General features: G+C 70.9%; 13 protein-coding genes and 2 pseudogenes. 6 read left to right on the top strand and 9 right to left on the bottom strand.

Features of this window, described 5'->3' with window-relative positions; translation table 11 throughout:
- Positions 1-534: 534 nt before the first annotated feature.
- Positions 535-1,104 carry a hypothetical protein gene (locus tag AC0682_RS21745; RefSeq protein WP_478534725.1) on the bottom strand — a complete coding sequence of 190 codons (570 nt, stop codon included), beginning with the start codon at positions 1,102-1,104 and terminating at the stop codon, positions 535-537.
- Positions 1,101-3,857, bottom strand: coding sequence for an RHS repeat-associated core domain-containing protein (locus tag AC0682_RS21740; protein WP_478534724.1), 2,757 nt, complete (start codon positions 3,855-3,857; stop codon positions 1,101-1,103). The genes AC0682_RS21745 and AC0682_RS21740 overlap by 4 nt, the downstream gene beginning before the upstream one ends.
- A gap of 62 nt (positions 3,858-3,919) precedes the next feature.
- Between AC0682_RS21740 and AC0682_RS21735 the strand changes: the two are divergent.
- Positions 3,920-4,504: pseudogene (locus AC0682_RS21735) on the top strand (alpha/beta hydrolase family protein); the annotation flags it as partial.
- Between the two features lie 69 nt (positions 4,505-4,573).
- Here AC0682_RS21735 and AC0682_RS21730 read toward each other — a convergent pair.
- Positions 4,574-5,563, bottom strand: coding sequence for an aldo/keto reductase (locus AC0682_RS21730; RefSeq protein ID WP_254812000.1), 990 nt, complete (start codon positions 5,561-5,563; stop codon positions 4,574-4,576).
- Between the two features lie 110 nt (positions 5,564-5,673).
- Positions 5,674-6,192 (bottom strand): MarR family winged helix-turn-helix transcriptional regulator, encoded by a 519-nt coding sequence (locus AC0682_RS21725; RefSeq protein ID WP_478534723.1) that lies wholly within the window; start codon positions 6,190-6,192, stop codon positions 5,674-5,676.
- Between AC0682_RS21725 and AC0682_RS21720 the strand changes: the two are divergent.
- Positions 6,092-7,096: pseudogene (locus tag AC0682_RS21720) on the top strand (EamA family transporter); the annotation flags it as partial. The gene AC0682_RS21725 and the pseudogene AC0682_RS21720 overlap by 101 nt on opposite strands.
- Before the next feature lie 232 nt (positions 7,097-7,328).
- Here the strand turns inward: AC0682_RS21720 and thpR are convergent.
- Positions 7,329-7,976, bottom strand: coding sequence for an RNA 2',3'-cyclic phosphodiesterase (gene thpR / locus AC0682_RS21715; RefSeq protein ID WP_478534722.1), 648 nt, complete (start codon positions 7,974-7,976; stop codon positions 7,329-7,331).
- A gap of 113 nt (positions 7,977-8,089) precedes the next feature.
- Here thpR and AC0682_RS21710 point away from each other — a divergent pair, with 113 nt between their 5' ends.
- Positions 8,090-8,674, top strand: coding sequence for a Uma2 family endonuclease (locus AC0682_RS21710; protein WP_478534721.1), 585 nt, complete (start codon positions 8,090-8,092; stop codon positions 8,672-8,674).
- A 99-nt stretch (positions 8,675-8,773) separates the two neighbouring features.
- Here AC0682_RS21710 and AC0682_RS21705 read toward each other — a convergent pair whose 3' ends face one another.
- Entirely contained in the window at positions 8,774-10,108 is a 1,335-nt protein-coding gene (locus AC0682_RS21705; protein WP_478534720.1) for an MFS transporter, read from the bottom strand.
- A gap of 138 nt (positions 10,109-10,246) precedes the next feature.
- Positions 10,247-10,687: a MarR family winged helix-turn-helix transcriptional regulator gene (locus AC0682_RS21700; protein WP_254812003.1), complete on the bottom strand. Its 441-nt coding sequence runs from the start codon at positions 10,685-10,687 to the stop codon at positions 10,247-10,249.
- 134 nt (positions 10,688-10,821) lie between these two features.
- On the opposite strand from AC0682_RS21700, the gene AC0682_RS21695 reads away from it, so the two are divergent.
- The gene (locus AC0682_RS21695) at positions 10,822-11,031 is read left to right on the top strand and encodes a BrnA antitoxin family protein (RefSeq protein ID WP_254812004.1); all 210 of its coding nucleotides are present in this window, start codon (positions 10,822-10,824) and stop codon (positions 11,029-11,031) included.
- Positions 11,032-11,066: 35 nt separating this feature from the next.
- Here AC0682_RS21695 and AC0682_RS21690 read toward each other — a convergent pair whose 3' ends face one another.
- Positions 11,067-12,521 carry an NCS2 family permease gene (locus AC0682_RS21690; protein ID WP_254812005.1) on the bottom strand — a complete coding sequence of 485 codons (1,455 nt, stop codon included), beginning with the start codon at positions 12,519-12,521 and terminating at the stop codon, positions 11,067-11,069.
- Positions 12,522-12,771: 250 nt separating this feature from the next.
- On the opposite strand from AC0682_RS21690, the gene AC0682_RS21685 reads away from it, so the two are divergent.
- Positions 12,772-13,062: a DUF2530 domain-containing protein gene (locus AC0682_RS21685; RefSeq protein WP_478534719.1), complete on the top strand. Its 291-nt coding sequence runs from the start codon at positions 12,772-12,774 to the stop codon at positions 13,060-13,062.
- A gap of 138 nt (positions 13,063-13,200) precedes the next feature.
- The gene (locus AC0682_RS21680; protein WP_254812007.1) at positions 13,201-15,678 is read left to right on the top strand and encodes an HAD-IC family P-type ATPase; all 2,478 of its coding nucleotides are present in this window, start codon (positions 13,201-13,203) and stop codon (positions 15,676-15,678) included.
- Between the two features lie 117 nt (positions 15,679-15,795).
- Here AC0682_RS21680 and AC0682_RS21675 read toward each other — a convergent pair whose 3' ends face one another.
- Positions 15,796-19,020: a sacsin N-terminal ATP-binding-like domain-containing protein gene (locus AC0682_RS21675; protein ID WP_478534717.1), complete on the bottom strand. Its 3,225-nt coding sequence runs from the start codon at positions 19,018-19,020 to the stop codon at positions 15,796-15,798.
- Between the last annotated feature and the right edge of the window lie 32 nt (positions 19,021-19,052).

The raw sequence follows: 19,052 nt of genomic DNA, 5'->3' as shown, positions 1-19,052 counted from the left end.
CGCCAGCGTCAGCCGCACATCGTCCGCGGCTACTTCGGCGGCCCCCACGTCCGCTACATCGTGAACGAGAACCCCATGAGTTTCTGATCAATAGACCGACGGACCACCGAGGAAAGAGCCTTTCAGTCACTCCGTTCGTTAACGCCTCACGAATCGGCCGACCAGAACTGCTGACCCCAAGGCAAATGCCGGCGGAATGAAAACTTCGCACCATCCCCCAACACCTCTAGCTCACAATGAAACCAGGATTATTAAGGGAACGAAGGGAAGGAACAGCACGACAGACTTGGTGAATGGATTCCTCATTCCCTAAGCCTAATTCTGTCCACGCTTCTCTCGATTCCCGTCAACGACCGCTCCATACGCAAGAGCGAAAGAGAGCCCCTACCTTGGTGCGGCGCAGGCTTCGAACGGTACTGTGCGGCAGCTTGGTCCCTACCTTCACTGCTCTGCCATTCCGAGTGACGCGACCGAGGCGCCGGGGCGCAACGTGGCGGCCCACCGGAAACGCGACGGGCCGCCCTGAGCAGCACTTCAAAGCCGCATGAGCAGTGGCACAGCGAAGGGGACCAACAGAACCACATCTGTCGGCCTCAGATATACCCTCCGCTCAACACTGCTGGCGCGTTCCGAAATCTGCCTGCCGCCCTCTTTCAGCCAGGAATCGATGAAACCTCGCGCACTTCGGGCCGATCTACCGCCTATCGCGCTCTGCGAGAACGACCACACACCATATTCCCGGCCCGAATGGACGATCATCAATCCATTGTTCTCGCACTTTACCGACAGAGATTCACCGTCGGGAAAAATCTTCTCCACGACAGGCCCTACATCTCGCACCGACCCGTTCGGATCGAGGACAATCTTACACCCGATGGCTCCACGAGCAATGGTGGCGAAAATTATTCCGGCTGCCAGATGAATACCGATTCCCCGGAATCCGCTTTTCTCGACTTCCGCGAGACCGAAGAGGGCCAGGAAGGGACCGAGGAGAATGATCGCCGCCCAAGCGAACATCACCGTCCCCTTCCGCCTCAGCTGAATCGACCCATCCTTCCTGTGCCTGACAAAGAGACCTCGTCTTCCACTTCGCGTGGAGTTCACGGACAGTACCCCGCATTTATCGTGCTCTTGGCCGGAGCGCCACAGCTAATTCCAGCGAGAAAGGCATTCTGGACGTAGGCGTTGGCAGTCGGACCCACATCAGTCCGTCGGGCATGGCTGGACCTACCCACCGCATGGGTCGGACCTCTTCTCGTCATCTTAGGCGACTTGAACCAACCGCCCTGACTCCACTTCCCGCCACCTGAAGCAAACCTTCCGACGGCTCCGCCAGCAAGCGTGATACCGGCTGTCACCGCTGTCGCTTTCCAATATTCGCCACCCATTTCCGCACCCGCCGCAGCATCCACAGCAATTCCAGCGGCGATAACGACGCCTCCTGCGATCAGACAGGCCCCGGCGGAGGCAACGATACACACAGCAAAGGCAGCAGACTCTACGACCCGCTTTATGGTGTCTGCATTCTCCGCGACCCAGCGAACCGGCCCCGCCTCTTTCAGGTTCGCAGCCGCATCGCCCCATCTTCCCTTCATGATGTTGCTGAAGATGCCGTCTTCTTTGCGCTGCTTCTCGGCAGCTTCCTTCGCCCTCTTGGCGGCGGCAGCGTCCGCGGCCTTCTTCGCCCCTGCCTTGATGTCGGCCGAGCGTTTCTTGGCGTGGCTGTCGTTGACCATGTAGGTGGTGGGGTTGGCCTTGTACGCCGTGTAGCGCTTCTTGGCCTCGGTGCCCCGTTTCGGGGTCTCCTTCCAGACCCATTTGCCGTTCCTGAGGGTGTAGCCGGCGTACATGCCCCGGTCGGAGGCCCAGCGTTCGTCGCCCTTGGCGTTGCCCACCGTGTGGTCGGGGCGCAGGCCCGTCGGGTCGGACTTGGTGAGCGGGCTGTTGTGGGCGTAGCTGTAGGCGTTCATCTGGGCCGGGTCGTCGAAGTCGATGATCGGGTCGACGGAGATGAAGCGGCCCAGGACGGGGTCGTACTCGCGGGCGCCCAGGTGGGTCAGGCCGGTGGGGTCGTTGGTTCCGCCGACGAAGCCGCGGGGGCCGAAGACCGGGGACTGGGCGGAGCGGAGCTGGCCGAAGGGGAGCTGCTTCCTTCGGGTCAGGGCCAGGCTGCCTACCGCGATGGCCGTCATGGCCGTGCCCTGGTGGTCGTTGATCAGGTAGGAGACGGAGTTGCCGCTGCGGACCGCGACCGTGTCCCCGAGGTGGGTGTAGTAACGCGTCGCCGTCTTCGCGCCGTTCGCCGCGAGCTGCACCTGGTCGCCGTTGGGGAGCGTCAGGGTGCTGGAGCCGTCCCCGTTCTTCGCGATGATCCGGTTGCCGTCGGCGTCATAGGTGTAGCCGGTCCGCTTGCCCGCCTCGGTGAGGGTGGCGAGCTGCCCTTCGGGCGTCCAGGTCAGGTCCTGGACGGTGGTGCCGACGGTCCGCTTGATGGTGTTCCCGGCGTCGTCGTACTCGAAGGTGCTGGTACGTCCGTCGGCCGGGCCGCCGGTGACCGAGGCCCGCTGCACCGCGTGGGGGCGCTTCGCCCCCGGGGACGGGTGCGCGTAGGTGGTCGTGGCGTCCGCCCCGCCGGCCGTGGTGGCGTGCTCGACCTGCTTCGACCGGTTGCCGACCTTGTCGTAGCCGTAGCTGTGCCAGTACGCGTCCGGACCGCCGACCGTGGACGCCGAAGGAGCCGCGGCGCAGTCGGCCTTCGCCGTCCATGCCTCGCTCAGCCGGCCCAGCGGGTCGGTGGTGAAGCACTGGGTGTCGGTGGACTTCTGCGCGTCCTGGCCGCTGACGTTGGTCACGCCGGTGACGTTGCCCGCAGGGTCGTAGGCGTACGTGGTGTCGTCGACCCTCTTCGGAGCGACGTCCCGGTCGGTGGTCTGCCGGGTCACCCGGCCGGTGTGCTCGTCGTAGAGGAGGGTCTTGTACACCTTCTTCCCGAGGTTGGCGCTGAACTCCAGTCGCGTGGGGCGGGAGAAGACGTCGTAGAGCGTGTTGGCGACCAGGGCGTCGTACTGTCCGCTAGTACGGAACGGCAGGTCGTCGCTGTTGTAGTTGGTCGCCACGAACTCGGCCTGGATGTCACCGACAGCCGGGTTGCGGGTCCAGAGCAGGGCCCCGGTCCGCGCGTCGTAGCCGTACGTCCAGGTGTACGTACCCGCCAGGCCGCCCGCCGCGGACGGGACCGTGGTGGTGGTCGACGTGGGCTGGTAGCGGTCGTTGAAGCCGCCGGTCGCGTTGGTGTACTCGGCGCCGTCGACGTACCGCGTGCTCTTGGTCAGCTGTCCCTTGGCGAGGGTGTCGTAGGTCCACTTGGACAGGAGTGTGGTGCCCTGCTTGACCTCGCCCTTGCGGCCGAGCTCGTCATAGCTGGTCGTGAGGACGACACCGCGGGCATCCGTCGTGGTGACGGGGCGGCCGAGGTCGTCGTACTCGGTGAGCGTGGTGCCCTTGTCCGGGTCGACCGTCGTGGTCTTCTGGCCCCGGCTGTCGAAGGTGTAGGACCAGGTGTTTCCGTCAGGGTCGGTGACCGAGGACGGCTCGTCGTACTTGCCGTACGCGTAGCTCGTCTTCTCCGACGTCGTACGTGCCGCGTTCGTGTACTGCAGGAGGTCGGTCGTGCGCCCGCGGGCGTCCGTCACCGTCGTGGTGGCCGTGCCGCCCTTCGGCGGAATGACCGTGGTGCGGTCACCCTCGTAGACCGTCTTCGTCCGCCACTGCTCGTCGCCGAACTTCACGGACAGGGCATCCGTGACGCGGCCCACTCCGTCGAAGAGGCTCTGTGTCGCGGTCGGGACGGTGTTCACCGCAGCCGACTTGAGCGTCGCCGACGGTGCGCCGTCCGCGTAGTAGGGGGCGTACGTCTGCCGCGCAGGCGCACCCGGAGCGGGTCACGGAGGCCGTCATCGCCTCGGTCACCACGACCCGCCGCAGCGAGATCGACTGGCTCTACCGGGGCGTCGGCCGGATCTTCCCCGAGGCCTGGCACACCTTCCGCGAAGGGGCCCCCGAGGGGACGGAGCCCGCTGGTCTGGTCGCGGCCTACGCCCGCCTCCTGGAGAGCCCGGACCCCGCCGTACGGGAACGGGCCACCGCCGCCTGGTGCGCGTGGGAGGACGCGGTCCTCTCCCTGGAGGCCGGGCCGGGGCCGGCTCCGTACAGCGGGCGCCCCGACCGCGACCAGCGGGCCATGGTCCGCATCTGCGCCCACTACTTCTCCCACGGCGCCTGGCTGCGGGAGAACCAGCTCATCGACGAGGTCCACCGGCTGGCCGGTATCCCCGCCGCGCTCGTCCACGGCCGCTTCGACCTGGGCAGCCCCCTGACCACCGCCTGGGAGCTCGACCGGGTTTGGCCGGAGGCGGAGTTGACGGTCATCGACGACGCGGGACACCTGGGCGGGCCCGCGACCCGGCGGGCGGTGCTGGCGGCGCTGGACGGGTTCGCGGGGTAGCGGGGGCCGGTCAGCGCGATCGGCCGCCGCCCCTCGCGGAACGGCGGCCGACCGGTTCGTCGGCTCACCTCACCAGGCGAAGGCCTCCGGGGACGGGCCCGGGCCCGGGAAGATCTCGTCCAGGCCGGTGAGTACGGGGGCCGGGAGGTCGAGTTCCAGGGCGCGCAGGGCGCTGTCCAGTTGTTCCGTGGTGCGGGGGCCGACGATCGGGCCCGTGATGCCGGGGCGGGTCAGCAGCCAGGCCAGGGCCGCTTCGCCGGGTTCCAGGCCGTGCTTCTCCAGCAGGTCCTCGTACGCCTGGACCTGGGAGCGGACCGTGCTGTCGGCCAGGGCGTCGGCCGAGCGGCCCGAGGCGCGGCGGCCCTGGGTGGCCTCCTTCTTGATGACGCCGCCCAGCAGGCCGCCGTGGAGCGGGGACCAGGGGATGACGCCGAGACCGTACTCCTGCGCGGCCGGGACGACCTCCATCTCGGCGCGGCGCTCGGCCAGGTTGTAGATGCACTGCTCGCTGACCAGGCCGAGCGAACCGCGCCTGGCCGCCTGCTCGTTGGCCTGGGCGATCTTGTAACCGGGGAAGTTCGAGGAGCCCGCGTACAGGATCTTGCCCTGCTGGACCAGGACGTCGACCGCCTGCCAGATCTCCTCGAACGGGGTGTTCCGGTCGACGTGGTGGAACTGGTACAGGTCGATGTGGTCCGTCTGGAGCCGCTTGAGCGAGGCGTCGACCGCCCGCCGGATGTTCACGGCGGAGAGCTTGTCGTGGTTGGGCCAGGCGTCGCCGTCGGGGGCCATGTTCCCGTACATCTTGGTGGCCAGGACCACCTTGTCGCGGCGGCCGCCGCCCTGGGCGAACCAGGTCCCGAGGATCTCCTCGGTGCGCCCCTTGTTCTCGCCCCAGCCGTAGACGTTGGCGGTGTCGAAGAAGTTCAGGCCCGCGCCGAGCGCGGAGTCCATGATCGCGTGGCTGTCCGACTCGTTGGTCTGCGGGCCGAAGTTCATCGTGCCGAGCACGAGTCGGCTGACCTTGAGTCCGGTGCGTCCGAGCTGTGTGTACTTCATGACGCCCCAGCCAACTCCTTCGAGTCCACTCCAGGCAAGGACGCGTCGGCCCTGTGTCCTCGGTGGCGGGCCACCGGCCGCCGGTTGCCCTCAGCCGCCCTCAGCCGTCCTCAGCCGTCCTTCTCCAGCGTGTTCACCAGCGTGCGCAGCAGTCTGTTCAGCTCCTCGCAGTCCTCCGCGTCAAGCTCCGCGAGCATCCTGCGCTCGTTGCGCACATGGCCCTCCACCGTGGAGTCGACGAGCGCCCGCCCGGCGTCGGTGAGGGTGACGTACAGGCTGCGGCGGTCGCCGGGGACGGCTTCCCGGGCGACCAGGCCCCGGGCGGCGAGGCGGTCGATCCGGTTCGTCAGCGCGGCGGAGCTGACCATGACGTTCGCGGCCAGCTCCTTGGGGGTGAGCGGGCGGTCGCTGCGGCGGAGGGTGGCGATGACGTCGAACTCCCAGCGCTCCATGCCGTGTTCGGCGAAGTACCGGCCGACCTCCTTGTCCACGAGCCGGGTCAGCCGCATGAGTCGCCCCACCGCGCCCATGGCCTCCAGATCCAGGTCGGACCTCAGGGCGGCCCACTGGTCCAGGAAGTCGTCGACCGAGTCGCGCGTCCGCGCACCGTCTCGTTCATCTCCGTGCATCGGCCGGCCCCAGATCAGATACTTCCACATCGAACTGTTTGACGTCAGCCTACCGCCTCGCCTACTTTCCTGTTCCACGAGAGATAGTTCGACGTCGAACGATTGCCAGGAGTCCGCCATGACCGACCAGCACCGCCTGGTCAGGATCTCCCTCCTCACTGCCCTCGCCCCGGCCGTCTGGGGCTCCACCTACCTCGTCACCACCGAGTTCCTGCCGCCCGACCGGCCGCTGCTCGCCTCCACCCTGCGTGCCCTGCCCGCCGGGCTGATCCTGCTTCTGCTCACCCGGGTCCTGCCCCGGGGCATCTGGTGGATACGGGCGACCGTGCTCGGCGTCCTGAACATCGGCGCCTTCTTCTACTGCCTCTTCCTCGCCGCCTACCACCTGCCCGGCGGAGTGGCCGCGCTCGTCACGGCCGTCCAGCCGCTCATCGTGCTGCTCCTCGGCCCGCTCGCGCTGGGCGCCCGCATCCGCCCCCTGCACCTGGGCGCCTTCGCCCTCGCCGCCGCGGGGGTCGCGCTGCTGGTCCTCCAGCCGAACGCCGGACTGGACGGCATCGGCGTGGTGGCGGGGCTGCTGGGGGCCCTGAGCATGGCGGGCGGCATCGTGCTGACCAAGCGCTGGGGGCGGCCCGAGGGGGTCTCGCTGCTGGCCTTCACCGGGTGGCAGCTCACCGTCGGCGGGCTGGTCCTGCTGCCCGTCACCCTGCTCGGTGAGCCACTGCCGTCCGAGCTGACCTGGACCAACGTCGGCGGCTTCGGCTATCTGACGATCGTCGGGGCGCTGCTCGCGTACGTCATCTGGTTCAACGGCATAGCGCGGCTGCCGGCCCTCGCCGCCTCGTTCCTGTCGTTCGCCTCGCCCCTGTGCGCGACCGTCCTCGGCTACCTCTTCCTGGGGCAGACCCTGGGGCCGCTCCAGTGGCTGGGCGCGGCGGGCGTCGTCGGCGCGGTGGTGCTGGTGCAGCGGGGCGCGGGGGCGGCGCCGACGGCCCGTACGGCCTCCCCGCCCTCCCCGCCTTCCTCAGGCGCCGAAGGCGGCCGACACGGCGACGACGAGGAACATGAGCACGAGCGCGGCCGCCATGATGCGGTTTCTGGTCTTCGGGTCCACCCTTCGAGCGTAACCGCACCGCTCACCGCCCCAGCGCCCAGGCCCGCACCACGGCGTAGTGCGGCCGCTCCCCCGGCACCCCCGAGCGGGGCGGTTCGCTCCGTACGAGACTCAGCTCACCGGCCTCCCACCCCTGCCCCTCGAACCCCGCCAGAGCCTCGGTGAACGGCCTCAACTCCGCCCCCGCCCGGCTCCGGGCCAGGGTCAGGTGCGGGGTGAAGCGGTGCTGCCGCTCCAGCGGCAGCCCGGACCGCCGGCCCGCCGCGTCCGCGCGCTCGGCCAGCAGGCGCAACGCGTCGAGCCCGCCCGCCGCCCCGGCCCACAGCGCCCGCCCGCCGAAGCGCCCCGCCCCGCGGAGGCGGAGGCGGAAGGGCTCGGTGCGGTGCGCGGCCCGCCCCAGCCGCGCCTCCAGCTCCGGCCGTACGTCCTCGTCCGGCACGTCCCCGTAGAACGCCAGCGTGACGTGCCAGTCCCCGGGCCGCGTCCAGCGCAGGTCCTGCGAGCCGGGGAGGGCGTGGAGGGGTGCCACCGCCGTACGGAGTTCGGCCACGGCGGAGGCGGGCGGCAGGACGGCGGCGAAGAGGCGCTGGGCGGGGCGGCGGGTGGGCGGGCGGCCCGGCTGCCGACCGGGCCGGCCCACCGGCCGACGGCCGGGATCGCGGCTGCTCATGGGCACGAGTCTGGCAGAGGCTCCCAGGGTCCGGGCGTATCCGGAGAGCCAGGCCTATCGTTGCACTGCGCGGCTGCCCGCACGCCCGTGCGGCAGCCGGGAGGAGCGGCACGGTGACCGTCGTAGACACCGACAGGATCGACATGGCCGACACCAGCGACGAGCGCACCCTGGACATGATGGTCGAGTGGCTTGAGCCCGTCCCCGAGGGATTCAAGGTCGAGATCGTCGAGGGGACCGTCTACACGTCGCCGCAGCGGGACACACACTGGCGAATCATCTTGGGCATCATCCGGCAGTTGCTGCCCCGCTACCCGGAAGACCGGCTGCTCTCCGACGTACGCATCGACTTCCCCGGCCTCCTCAACGGCTTCGCCTCCGACGTCGTCGCCCTGGCCTCCGACGCCGTCAAGGGTGACGACGGGCGCTGGCGCTACCAGGACATCGAGTTCGTCGCCGAGGTGATCTCGAAGTCCACCGCCGCGAACGACTACGGCTCCAAGAAGGCCACCTGTGCCGAGGCCGGTGTCCCCGTCTACCTCATCGTCGATCCGAACACCGGGACCTGGCACCTGCACACGCTCCCGAAGTCCGACGAGTACCGCAGCGTCCTGAGCCTGGACTTCGGGACCCCCGTCGACCTGGCGTCGACCGTCGTCGGCCTGACCCTCGCGACCGACGCCTTCCCCCGCGACTGACCCCCCGCCCCGGCATGCGAAAGGCGCCCTCCCCGCTCCGGGGAAGGGCGCCTTTCGCGTGAGCCCCGTGAGCCCCGTGGGGCGCACGGGGTACGTACGTCACGCCGCCGCCGCCAGCCGCTCGCGCGGTACGAAGCGGACGTGCGGGCGGCCCGGGCGGAGGTCGACCTTCACGCGCAGGCCGCCGACGCGGGCGAGGGCGAAGCCGACGGCCAGGGCGGCGATCACCGAGATCGCGCCGCCGGAGGCGAAGCCGACGCGGGCGCCGTACGTGTCGCTGATCCAGCCGACGATCGGGGCGCCCACCGGCGTACCCCCGGCGAAGACCATCATGTAGAGGCTCATCACCCGGCCCCGCATCTCGGGATCGGCCGCCATCTGCACGCTCGTGTTCGCGGTGATGTTCGTCGTCAGGCCCAGCATCCCGATCGGGACGAGGAGGAGCGCGAACAGCCAGACGTACGGGGAGAGCGAGGCGGCGATCTCCAGCAGGCCGAACGCCGTGCCCGCCGCCACCAGCATCCGCAGCCGGGTGGAGCGGCGCCGGGCCGAGAGCAGGGCTCCGGCCAGCGAACCGGCCGCCATGAGGATGTTGAAGAACGAGTACATGCCCGCGCCGCCGTCGAAGACCCCGTCCGCGAAGGCGGTCAGCCAGATCGGGAAGTTGAACCCGAACGTGCCGACGAAGCCGACCAGGACGATCGGCCAGATCAGCTCCGGGCGGCCCCGGACGTAGCGCAGCCCTTCGCGCAGCTGGCCCTTGGCGCGGGGGACCCGCACCGAGGCGTGGAGTTCGCTCGTCCGCATCATCAGCAGGCCGATGAGCGGGGCCAGGAAGGAGAGGCCGTTGAGCAGGAACGCCCAGCCGCTGCCGACGGTCGTGATCAGGACACCCGCGACGGCGGGGCCGATGAGGCGGGCGGACTGGAAGTTCGCGGAGTTCAGGCTGACCGCGTTACGGAGCTGCGCGGGGCCGACCATCTCGGAGACGAACGACTGGCGGGCCGGGTTGTCGACGACCGTCACCATGCCGAGCAGGAACGCGATCAGGTAGACGTGCCAGACCTGAACGGCCCCGGTCAGGGTCAGGACGGCCAGCGCGATACCGCACAGGCCGAGCATGGCCTGGCTGACGAGCAGGATCTGCCGCTTCGGGAGGCGGTCGGCGATGACACCGCCGTACAGGCCGAAGAGCAGCAGGGGGAGGAACTGGAGGGCCGTGGTGATGCCCACGGCCGTGGCGGAGCCCGTCAGGCTCAGAACGAGCCAGTCCTGCGTGATGCGGGACATCCAGGTACCGGTGTTGGAGATAACGGCGCCCGTGGCGAACAGGCGGTAGTTGCGGATCTTCAGCGACGAGAAGGTCCCGCCGGTCGTGCTCTCGTGGGTGGAAGTCGGTGCGGGGGCGGAGTCTGCTCCGGGTCCCGTACTCAAAAGGGTTCATCTCCTCGTACGTCTGCGGCGTGCGGTCCGACGAGGACGTGACGACGGGCGCTCCGGCGGTGATCGGATCCGGTCCGGCCGTACAGCGCGTGTACGGCCCGGCCGGTCACCGCCGGTGCGCCCGCGGGGTCACAGGTGGGCGAGCTTCTCCAGCACGGGCGCGGCGGCCCGCAGCTTCTCCCACTCGTCCTCGTCCAGGCCCTCGGCGAGCTGGGCCAGCCAGGCGTTCCGCTTGGTGCGGCTCTCCGCGAGCATGGCCTCGGCCCGCTCGGTCTGGCTGACCGTCTTCTGCCGACGGTCATCGGGGTGCGGTTCCAGCCTGACCAGGCCCTTCGCCTCCAGCAGCGCGACGATGCGGGTCATCGACGGGGGCTGCACGTGCTCCTTGCGGGCCAGCTCGCCGGGGGTGGCCGAGCCGCAGCGGGCCAGGGTGCCGAGCACCGACATCTCGGTGGGGCTCAGCGACTCGTCGACGCGCTGGTGCTTCAGGCGTCGGCCCAGCAGCATCACGGCCGAGCGGAGGGAGCTCACGGCGGCGGCACTCTCGCCGTCGTGGATCAGGTCAGGCATGTTCGTTAGCGTAACTCATTACCCTAACTAAATACCACCCGGGAGAGTGCCAGGGGAATCCACGTCACCCGAACGGGTGAGTCGGGAGCGGAAAGTGACGCACGAAGCGCCTCGGGGCGGCGACCCTGCTGGACATGGGATCGACAGTGCTCAGCCTGCGGATAGACGGTGAGCTGCTCGACCGGCTCCGGCAGCATGCCGCCAAACGCGGAATGAGCGTCCAGGACTACGTGGTCCGGACGCTCGTTCGCGACGACTTCGACGAGCGCTTCAAGGCGGCCGTCGACGAGACGGAGAAGTTCTACGGGGACTCCAGGAGGGGCGTGACGCCTCCGATCACGTGACCGGTCACGTGATCGGAGGCGTCACGTGAGGCCGGTCACGTGAGGCCGAGCGCCGGCATCGCGTAGTAGAAGACGAAGACCGCCGACACCACGTACATCGCGATCGGCACCTCACGGCCCCGGCCCGCCGCCAGCCGCAGCACGGAGAAGGCGATGAAGCCGATGCCGATGCCGTTGGTGATCGAGTACGTGAACGGCATCATCACCATCGCCAGGAACGCCGGGACCGCCAGCGTGTAGTCGCTCCAGTCGATGTCCCGCACCGACCCCGCGATGATCAGGAAGCCGACCGCCAGCAGGGCGGGGGTGGCCGCCTGCGACGGGACCATGGTCGCCAGCGGTGTGAGGAACAGCGCCACCGAGAAGAGCAGACCGGTCACCACGCTCGCCAGTCCGGTACGGGCGCCCTCTCCGACGCCCGCCGTGGACTCCACGAAGCAGGTGGTGGCGGAGGCGGAGGTCGCACCGCCCGAGGCGACCGCGATGCCGTCCACGAACAGCACCTTGTTGATGCCGGGGAAGTTGCCGTCCCGGTCCATCAGCTCGGCCTCGTCACCGACGCCCAGGATGGTGCCCATCGCGTCGAAGAAGCAGGACAGCAGCACGGTGAAGACGAAGAGGACGCCGGTCAGCAGGCCGACCTTCGCGAAGCCGCCGAAGAGGCTGACCTCGCCCAGCAGCCCGAAGTCCGGCGCCGAGACGGGGTTCCCCGGCCACGCGGGCGTCGTCAGGCCCCAGGCGCCCTCGGGCAGGCCGGCCACCGCGTCGATGACCAGGGCGACCACGGTCATGGCGATGATCGAGATCAGGATCGCGCCGGGCACCTTGCGCACGATCAGGGCGAGCGTGAGCAGCGCGCCGAGGACGAAGACCAGGATCGGCCAGCCGTTGAGGTGGCCGGTGGCGCCGAGCTGGAGCGGGACGGTGGTGTGGGCCTCGTTGGGGATGCGCGAGACGAAGCCGGAGTCGACCAGGCCGATGAGCAGGATGAAGAGGCCGATGCCGATCGCGATGCCCTTGCGGAGCGAGCGCGGTACGGCGTTCATCACGCGCTCCCGCAGGCCGGTCGCGACCAGCAGCATGACCACGATGCCCGCGAGGACGACCATGCCCATCGCGTCCGGCCAGCTCATCCGGGGGGCGAGCTGGAGGGCGACCACGGTGTTGACGCCGAGGCCGGCCGCGAGCGCGATCGGCACATTGCCGATGACGCCCATCAGGAGCGTGGAGAAGGCGGCGGAGAGCACGGTGGCGGTGACCAGCTGACCGTTGTCGAGCTGGTGGCCGTACATGTCCTTCGCGCTGCCCAGGATGATCGGGTTGAGCACGATGATGTACGCCATCGCGAAGAAGGTGGCGAACCCGCCGCGCAGCTCGCGCGCGACGCTCGACCCCCGCTCGGAGATCTTGAAGAACCGGTCCAGGCTGCCCGCGGACTGCGGTGCCGAGGGCTGCGGGGCGTCGACCGGAGCGGTGGCCGAGGGGGGCATGGATGACCTCAGTCGTACGTAGGAGCGGTGGGGCGGGCATGCGGGGATGAAGGCGGGGCGGAATGTCAGCGGCAAAGGGGGCCAAAGGTGATCGAAATTGGATGTTCAGACGAACAAATCGAGCCAGCCCAAAGCAGATTCAGTATGAATACATAAGCCGAAGATCGCTATCTCCGCGCGTAGACCCTTGGGGACGCTGGGAAGGACCGGCCCGCCTATCGGCCGTACGGGGTCCCCATACACTGAAGTCATGGAGAAGTGGACACCGAAGCACGAGGCACCCGAGCCCCTGGAGGGCCCCGTCGTCTCCACCGTCGTCGGCGGCACGATCCTCTGGTTCGTCCTCTTCCTCGCCCAGCTCCCCTTCTACGGCTGGTTCGCCGACCGGGGGCACACCTGGTGGGTGTGGACCCCGCTGGCCGGCGCCGGACTCGGACTGATCGGCATCTGGTACGTACGGGGACGCGACGCCGCCCTGAAGCGGCATGCGGCGGCCCAGGCGGAGGCGGAGGCTTCCCGGGCCGAGCGGCACTCGGCCTGAGGCGACCGCCCGAGGCTCCCCCTCCCTTACGGGAACCTCCCCCTCCCGTACAACCACAGGGCCGACTTGGTCCTCCCCTGGTCGGATCTTCGACCCCCCGGCGGGAGATTCCCCGCGCACGCCCGTACCGTCTAGTCCATGACGCAGCGGGCACTCGATTCCTCCGGGGAGCAGACCCCCGGATCCTCCCGGCCGACCATGATCGACGCGGGGGCGGAACTCGACCCCGTACATCCGGTCGGCCTTCCGCCATCCGGCCATCGCGCCTCGGGCCTCACCACGGCCGAGGTCGCCGAGCGGGTGGCACGGGGTGAGGTCAACGACGTACCCGTACGGTCGTCGCGCTCCCTCACCGAGATCGTCCGCGCCAACGTCTTCACCCGGTTCAACCTGATCATCGGCGTGCTCTGGGTGATCATGCTCTTCGTGGCGCCGATCCAGGACAGCCTCTTCGGCTTCGTGATCGTCGCCAACACCGGCATCGGCATCATCCAGGAGTGGCGGGCCAAGCGGACCCTGGACAGCCTCGCGGTGATCGGTGAGGCGAAGCCGACCGTGCGGCGCGACGGCACCGCCGCCGAGGTCTCCACGCACGAGATCGTCCTCGGGGACGTGATCGAGCTGGGGCCGGGCGACAAGGTGGTCGTGGACGGCACGGTCGCGGAGGCCGACAGCCTGGAGGTCGACGAGTCGCTGCTGACCGGTGAGGCCGACCCGGTGCTCAAGCGGCCCGGCGACCCGGTGATGTCCGGCAGCTTCGTCGTCGCGGGCGGCGGGGCGTTCACCGCGACGAAGGTCGGGCGCGAGGCGTACGCGGCCCAGCTCGCGGAGGAGGCGTCGCGCTTCACGCTCGTCCACTCCGAGCTGCGCAGCGGCATCAGCACGATCCTGAAGTACGTCACCTGGATGATGGTGCCGACGGCGATCGGGCTGATCATCAGCCAGCTCGTGGTGAAGGACAACAACTTCAAGGACTCCGTCGCCCGGACCGTCGGCGGCATCGTCCCGATGATCCCCGAGGGGCTGGTGCTCCTCACCTCCGTCGCCTTCGCCATCGGCGTCGTACGGCTGGGCCGCAAGCAGTGCCTGGTGCAGGAGCTGCCCGCCATCGAGGGGCTCGCCCGGGTCGACGTGGTCTGCCTGGACAAGACCGGCACCCTCACCGAGGGCGGCATGGACATCACGGAGGTCCGGCCGCTGAACGGGAGCGACGAGGCCTACGTCCACCAGGTGCTGCGCTCCCTCGGCTCCTCGGATCCGCGCCCCAACGCCAGCCTCCAGGCCATCATCGACGCCTACCCGGCAGGCGGGGACGGGAAGGCCGCCTGGGCGGTCACCGAGGCGATGCCGTTCTCCTCCGCCCGCAAGTACAGCGGCGCGGCCTTCACCGAGACCGACGGCACCTCCTCCGCCTGGCTGCTCGGCGCCCCCGACGTCCTGCTCCCCGAGGGCGACCCCACCCTCGACGAGATCGAGCACCTCAACGAGCAGGGCCTCCGCGTGCTGCTCCTGGCCCGGGTGCCGAGCGGCGAGCTGGACGCCCCGGACGCGGCGGAGGGCGACGTGCCCACCGCGCTGGTCGTCCTGGAGCAGCGGCTGCGGCCGGACGCGGCGGAGACCCTCAAGTACTTCGCCCAGCAGAACGTGGCCACCAAGGTCATCTCCGGCGACAACGCCGTCTCGGTCGGCGCGGTCGCCGGGAAGCTGGGCCTCGCGGGTGCCGAGAACACCCTCGACGCCCGCCGGATGCCGACCGACCCGGACGAGATGGCCACGGCCATGGAGCAGAACGCGGTCTTCGGCCGGGTGACCCCGCAGCAGAAGCGGGACATGGTCGCCGCCCTCCAGTCGCGCGGCCACACGGTCGCGATGACGGGCGACGGCGTGAACGACGTCCTCGCCCTCAAGGACGCCGACATCGGCGTCTCGATGGGCTCGGGCTCCGAGGCGACCCGGGCGGTGGCCCAGATCGTGCTGCTGAACAACAGCTTCGCCACGCTTCCGTCGGTGGTGGCCGAGGGGCGCCGGGTGATCGGCAACATCACCCGCGTCGCGACCCTCTTCCTCACCAAGACGGTCTACTCGGTGCTGCTGGCGATCCTGGTGGTCTGCTCGCAGGTGGAGTACCCGTTCCTGCCGCGCCACCTGACGCTGCTGGCCACGCTCACCATCGGCGTCCCCGCCTTCTTCCTGGCCCTCGCGCCGAACAGGGAGCGCGCCCAGCCCCACTTCGTGCGCCGCGTCATGCGGTACGCGATCCCCTCGGGCATCATCGCGGCGGCGGCCACCTTCACCACCTACCTGATCGCCCGCCACCACTACTCCGGCCCCGGCGCGCTGGAGGCGGAGACGAGCGCGGCGACGCTGACGCTGTTCCTGGTCGCGATGTGGGTCCTGGCGATCATCGCCCGCCCCTACACCTGGTGGCGCATCGGCCTCGTGGCGGCGATGGGGCTCGGCTTCCTGATCGTGCTCGTGGTGCCGTGGCTCCAGGACTTCTTCGCCCTGAAGCTGGTCGGCACGACGCTGCCGTGGACGGCGGTCGGCATCGCGGTGGCGGCGGCCGTGCTGCTGGAGCTGAGCTGGCGCTGGGTGAGCCGGCGCTTCGGGGCCTGAGGGCCGGACGAGCGGGACGGGAGAGCCCCCGGGAGGTCACCCTGACCTCCCGGGGGCTCTCCCGTGAACCCGCGGTCTTCCGTGGGCGCCCGGGGATTCCGCGTGCTCCTGCCGGCCTCAGTCGAACCAGCGGTCCCGGGCCAGTTCCTCCGTGCGGGACGGGTCCTCCAGGAGGGCCGCGACCTCGAAGCGGCGGGGCCACTGGCCCGCCGCCCAGGCCAGGCCCGCCGCGACGCCCTCCAGGGTGGCGGCGTGGACGACGCCGTCCGGGGTGCGGCGCCAGTCCAGTTCGACGCCGCCCGCGTGGAGTTCGGTGTGCTCGATGTACGTGTCCGGGGTGGCGGGGCCGAGGAGGACGTGGACCGAGTCCGGTACGCGGTGCTCCTCGCCCTCACTGGTGACGTCGGCCTCGACCGTCTCGCCCAGGCGTCGCACCTGGAGGAGGTCGGCCAGCTCGGCCGCGCGCGCAGGGGCCACGGGGAGCAGGGGCAGCCCCTCCGTCAGCGGCAGCACGTCCGGGGCGTCCGCGACCACGGCGTCCGCCGCGTCGACCACCGCCACCTCGCCGTCCACCACCGCCCGCAGCTCGTCCGGCAACGTGACCTGGTCCGGGTCGAGTTCGGCGAGAGCGGTGTAGAGGGCGTGCAGCTGTACGGGGGCGACGGGGCGGTCCTCGTCGGCGAGGCGGCCCAACAGCTCGGCGGCGCCGCCCGGTTCGTCCAGGAGGGCGGCGACCGATGTGCGCACCCCGAGGGCTCGCAGCACCTGGGCGTCGTCGAAGCCGGTGGCGTCCACCGCGTCGTACAGCCCGGCCAGGCGCGGGTCACCGCCCGCCGCGCGCAGTCCGGCGGGGCGGCGGCCGTGGAGGACCGGGTGGTCGCGCAGCCACCAGGCGGTGTACGGGCGCACGGACTGCGTCGTGCCGTCCGGGAGCAGCACCCGCACCGGCTGCGTCAGCGCGTCCCGCAGCGGCGGCTGCGCCAGCAGGGCGAGCGCCTGCGGCCAGGCGTCGTCGTCGACCAGGTCCAGGTCCCGTACGGCGACGATCTCGGTGGCGACCGGCGGTACGGGGGTCTCGGGCAGCTGGTCGAGCAGGTCCTCGCACCAGACGTCGACGGCGTCCAGCAGCCCGGCGTCGTCGGGTTCGGCGAAGTCGCTGTCACGGGGCTCCAGTTCGTCCGGGTCGAGGACGACGTCGGTGGCCCGGACGAGGGCGAAGGTGGCCAGGACGCCACAGGCGGTGAGCGGTCCCTCGCCCCAGCGGTCGGCCAGCTCCTGGTCCGCGAGCGCGAGTTCGCCCTCGCGCATGATCCGCGCGAACGGGCTTCCTGGGTAGACCAGTTCGCCCGCCGGGGCCGGTTCGCCGTCCTCGTCGGAGAGGGCGAGGGCGCCGAGCCAGGGTTCGTCGCCGGGGGCCAGTTCCGCGTCGCGTACGAGGGTGAGGACGGTCTCCGCCAGCTCGTCGGCGTCGAGCGCGTCCTCGTCCCAGATCTCTCCCGCGTCCAGCGATCCGGCGACCGCTGCCCGTACTTGAGGGGTCGTCAGTACGGCGCGGGGTGTGGCGGGCAGGGCGCCGAGCTTCTCCAGGAGGGGGTGGGCGGCGTCCGGGTGGGCGACCTTGAGACCGAGCCGGGCCAGGCGGGCGAGTACGGGGCCGGTGAGGGCGTCCGGGAGGGGCAGCAGGACCTGGCGGGGGCCGATGGCGGTGCGCGGGGGGCGGCCCGCCTGCTCGTCCTCCGGGTCGCCCGCGAGCGGGACGGGGAGGCCGGAGAGGCGGTCGGGGTCGATGCCCGCGAGGCTGCCGTAGAGCCGGTGCCACCAGGCGGGGTCGCGTTCCAGTCCGGCGAGGCGGTCGATGGCCTCGGTGAGGGGCACGCGGGCGACCCCGAGGGTGCGCAGCTCGGGGCGGCGCTCCAGGCCCGCGGGGAGCAGACAGGGCAGCACCTCCGCGAGGACCCGCACGGTCTCGGCCCCCACCCCCTCGACGACCTCGGCCTCCACGGGGCGCAGGGCGGCGGTGGCGGTCCCGGGGGCGTTCTCCGTACGGTCGCGGCCCCAGGCGTCGTCCCAGTCGGCCTCCGGCTCCGCCTCGGGGTCCGGGGGCGCGGCGGGCTCCAGGAACGCGACCCTCGGCAGCCGGGCCAGGATCGCCCCGCGCAGGGCCCCGTCCAGGCCCCCCTTGCCGAGCGGGCCTGGCACCAGGTCGATGGTCCCGGTCGACACCGGCCGCCAGGCGCCCAGCAGCTCCGCGTACGCGTCCGCGGCCCGCTCCACCAGGAAGTCCGTGAGCGGGCCGGGGGCGGGGTGCCTGCGGGCGGTGTCCAGGGGGAGGGAGGCGATGAGCAGGGCGGGGATGCCGAGGAGCTCGTCGGTGGGGGTGGGGGCGTGGACGACCGGGGCCGTACGGGGGGCGCGCGGGGCGCCGGACTCGTCGACGGGGACCGCCCAGGTGACCGACCAGTGCGGGCGCAGCCGCTCCTCGACCGGGCGGTCCGCGAGGAGGGGCGGCTCGATGGGGCCGTGGTGGAAGGCGGTACGCCAGCGGTTCAGGCCGTGCGCGGAGTCGTCGATGTGCGTGTACGGGCCGTGGAGCGAGCGGCTCAGGGTCCGTACGCCCTCCGGGGTCTCCACGACCACCTCGTCCAGGCCGGGCAGGGTGAGCAGCAGCGCGTCGTCCACGGCGGCCAGCAGCCGGGCGGCCAGGTCCTCGGCGGCGGCGTCGCGCAGGGGCAGGACGACCACGGTGTCGTACCCGTCGGGCGCGGAGCCCTCGGCGGGCAGCGGGAGACGCAGCAGCGGTACGTGGCCGTCGCGGCGGCGCAGCTCGTCGCCGAGGCCGGGTGAGCCGACGGCCGCGTTCCGGGCCAGCTCGCGGGCCTCGGCCAGGGACCAGCGGACCCCGCCGTGGCGGCCGAGCACGGCCGGTTCGTCGGTGACCGCGAGGACGGCGGCGAAACCGACGCCGAACCGGCCGACGGACGCCTCGTGGCCCTCGCGCTTGGCGGAGGCGCGCAGGGTGCTCAGGGACTCGACGCCGGTGGCGTCCAGGGGGGCGCCGGTGTTGGCGGCGACGAGGACGCAGCGGCCGTCCGGGGCGCCGGGGGCGGCGGGGTGCAGGGTGAGGCGGAGCCTGCCGGGGACGCGGGCGCGGGCGGCGGCGTCGGCGGCGTTCTGGGCCAGCTCGACGACGAGGCGGTCGCGGTAGCCGCCGAGGGCGAGGTCCTCCTCGGCGTTGGCGTCCTCCCGGAAGCGGGCGGGGCCGGAGCCCCAGGCGTCGAGCACGCCGCGCCGCAGCCGTGCCGTCCCGAACGGATCGGCCCCCTCGCTCGCATGGATGCTCACGCTGTCGACTCCGTCCGCCGTCGTGTCGGGTG

The sequence above is a fragment of the Streptomyces sp. NPDC043746 genome (genome assembly GCF_056436485.1).
This window is presented reverse-complemented; position numbering and strand designations above follow the sequence as displayed.

What these genes read in the sequence shown, in the direction of transcription:
- AC0682_RS21730 (WP_254812000.1), bottom strand. Translation starts at nt 5,563, where the DNA reads ATGAAGTACACACAGCTCGGACGCACCGGACTCAAGGTCAGCCGACTC.
- AC0682_RS21725 (WP_478534723.1), bottom strand. Translation starts at nt 6,192, where the DNA reads ATGCACGGAGATGAACGAGACGGTGCGCGGACGCGCGACTCGGTCGAC.
- thpR (WP_478534722.1), bottom strand. Translation starts at nt 7,976, where the DNA reads ATGAGCAGCCGCGATCCCGGCCGTCGGCCGGTGGGCCGGCCCGGTCGG.
- AC0682_RS21700 (WP_254812003.1), bottom strand. Translation starts at nt 10,687, where the DNA reads ATGCCTGACCTGATCCACGACGGCGAGAGTGCCGCCGCCGTGAGCTCC.
- AC0682_RS21695 (WP_254812004.1), top strand. Translation starts at nt 10,822, where the DNA reads ATGGGATCGACAGTGCTCAGCCTGCGGATAGACGGTGAGCTGCTCGAC.
- AC0682_RS21690 (WP_254812005.1), bottom strand. Translation starts at nt 12,521, where the DNA reads ATGCCCCCCTCGGCCACCGCTCCGGTCGACGCCCCGCAGCCCTCGGCA.
- AC0682_RS21685 (WP_478534719.1), top strand. Translation starts at nt 12,772, where the DNA reads ATGGAGAAGTGGACACCGAAGCACGAGGCACCCGAGCCCCTGGAGGGC.
- AC0682_RS21680 (WP_254812007.1), top strand. Translation starts at nt 13,201, where the DNA reads ATGACGCAGCGGGCACTCGATTCCTCCGGGGAGCAGACCCCCGGATCC.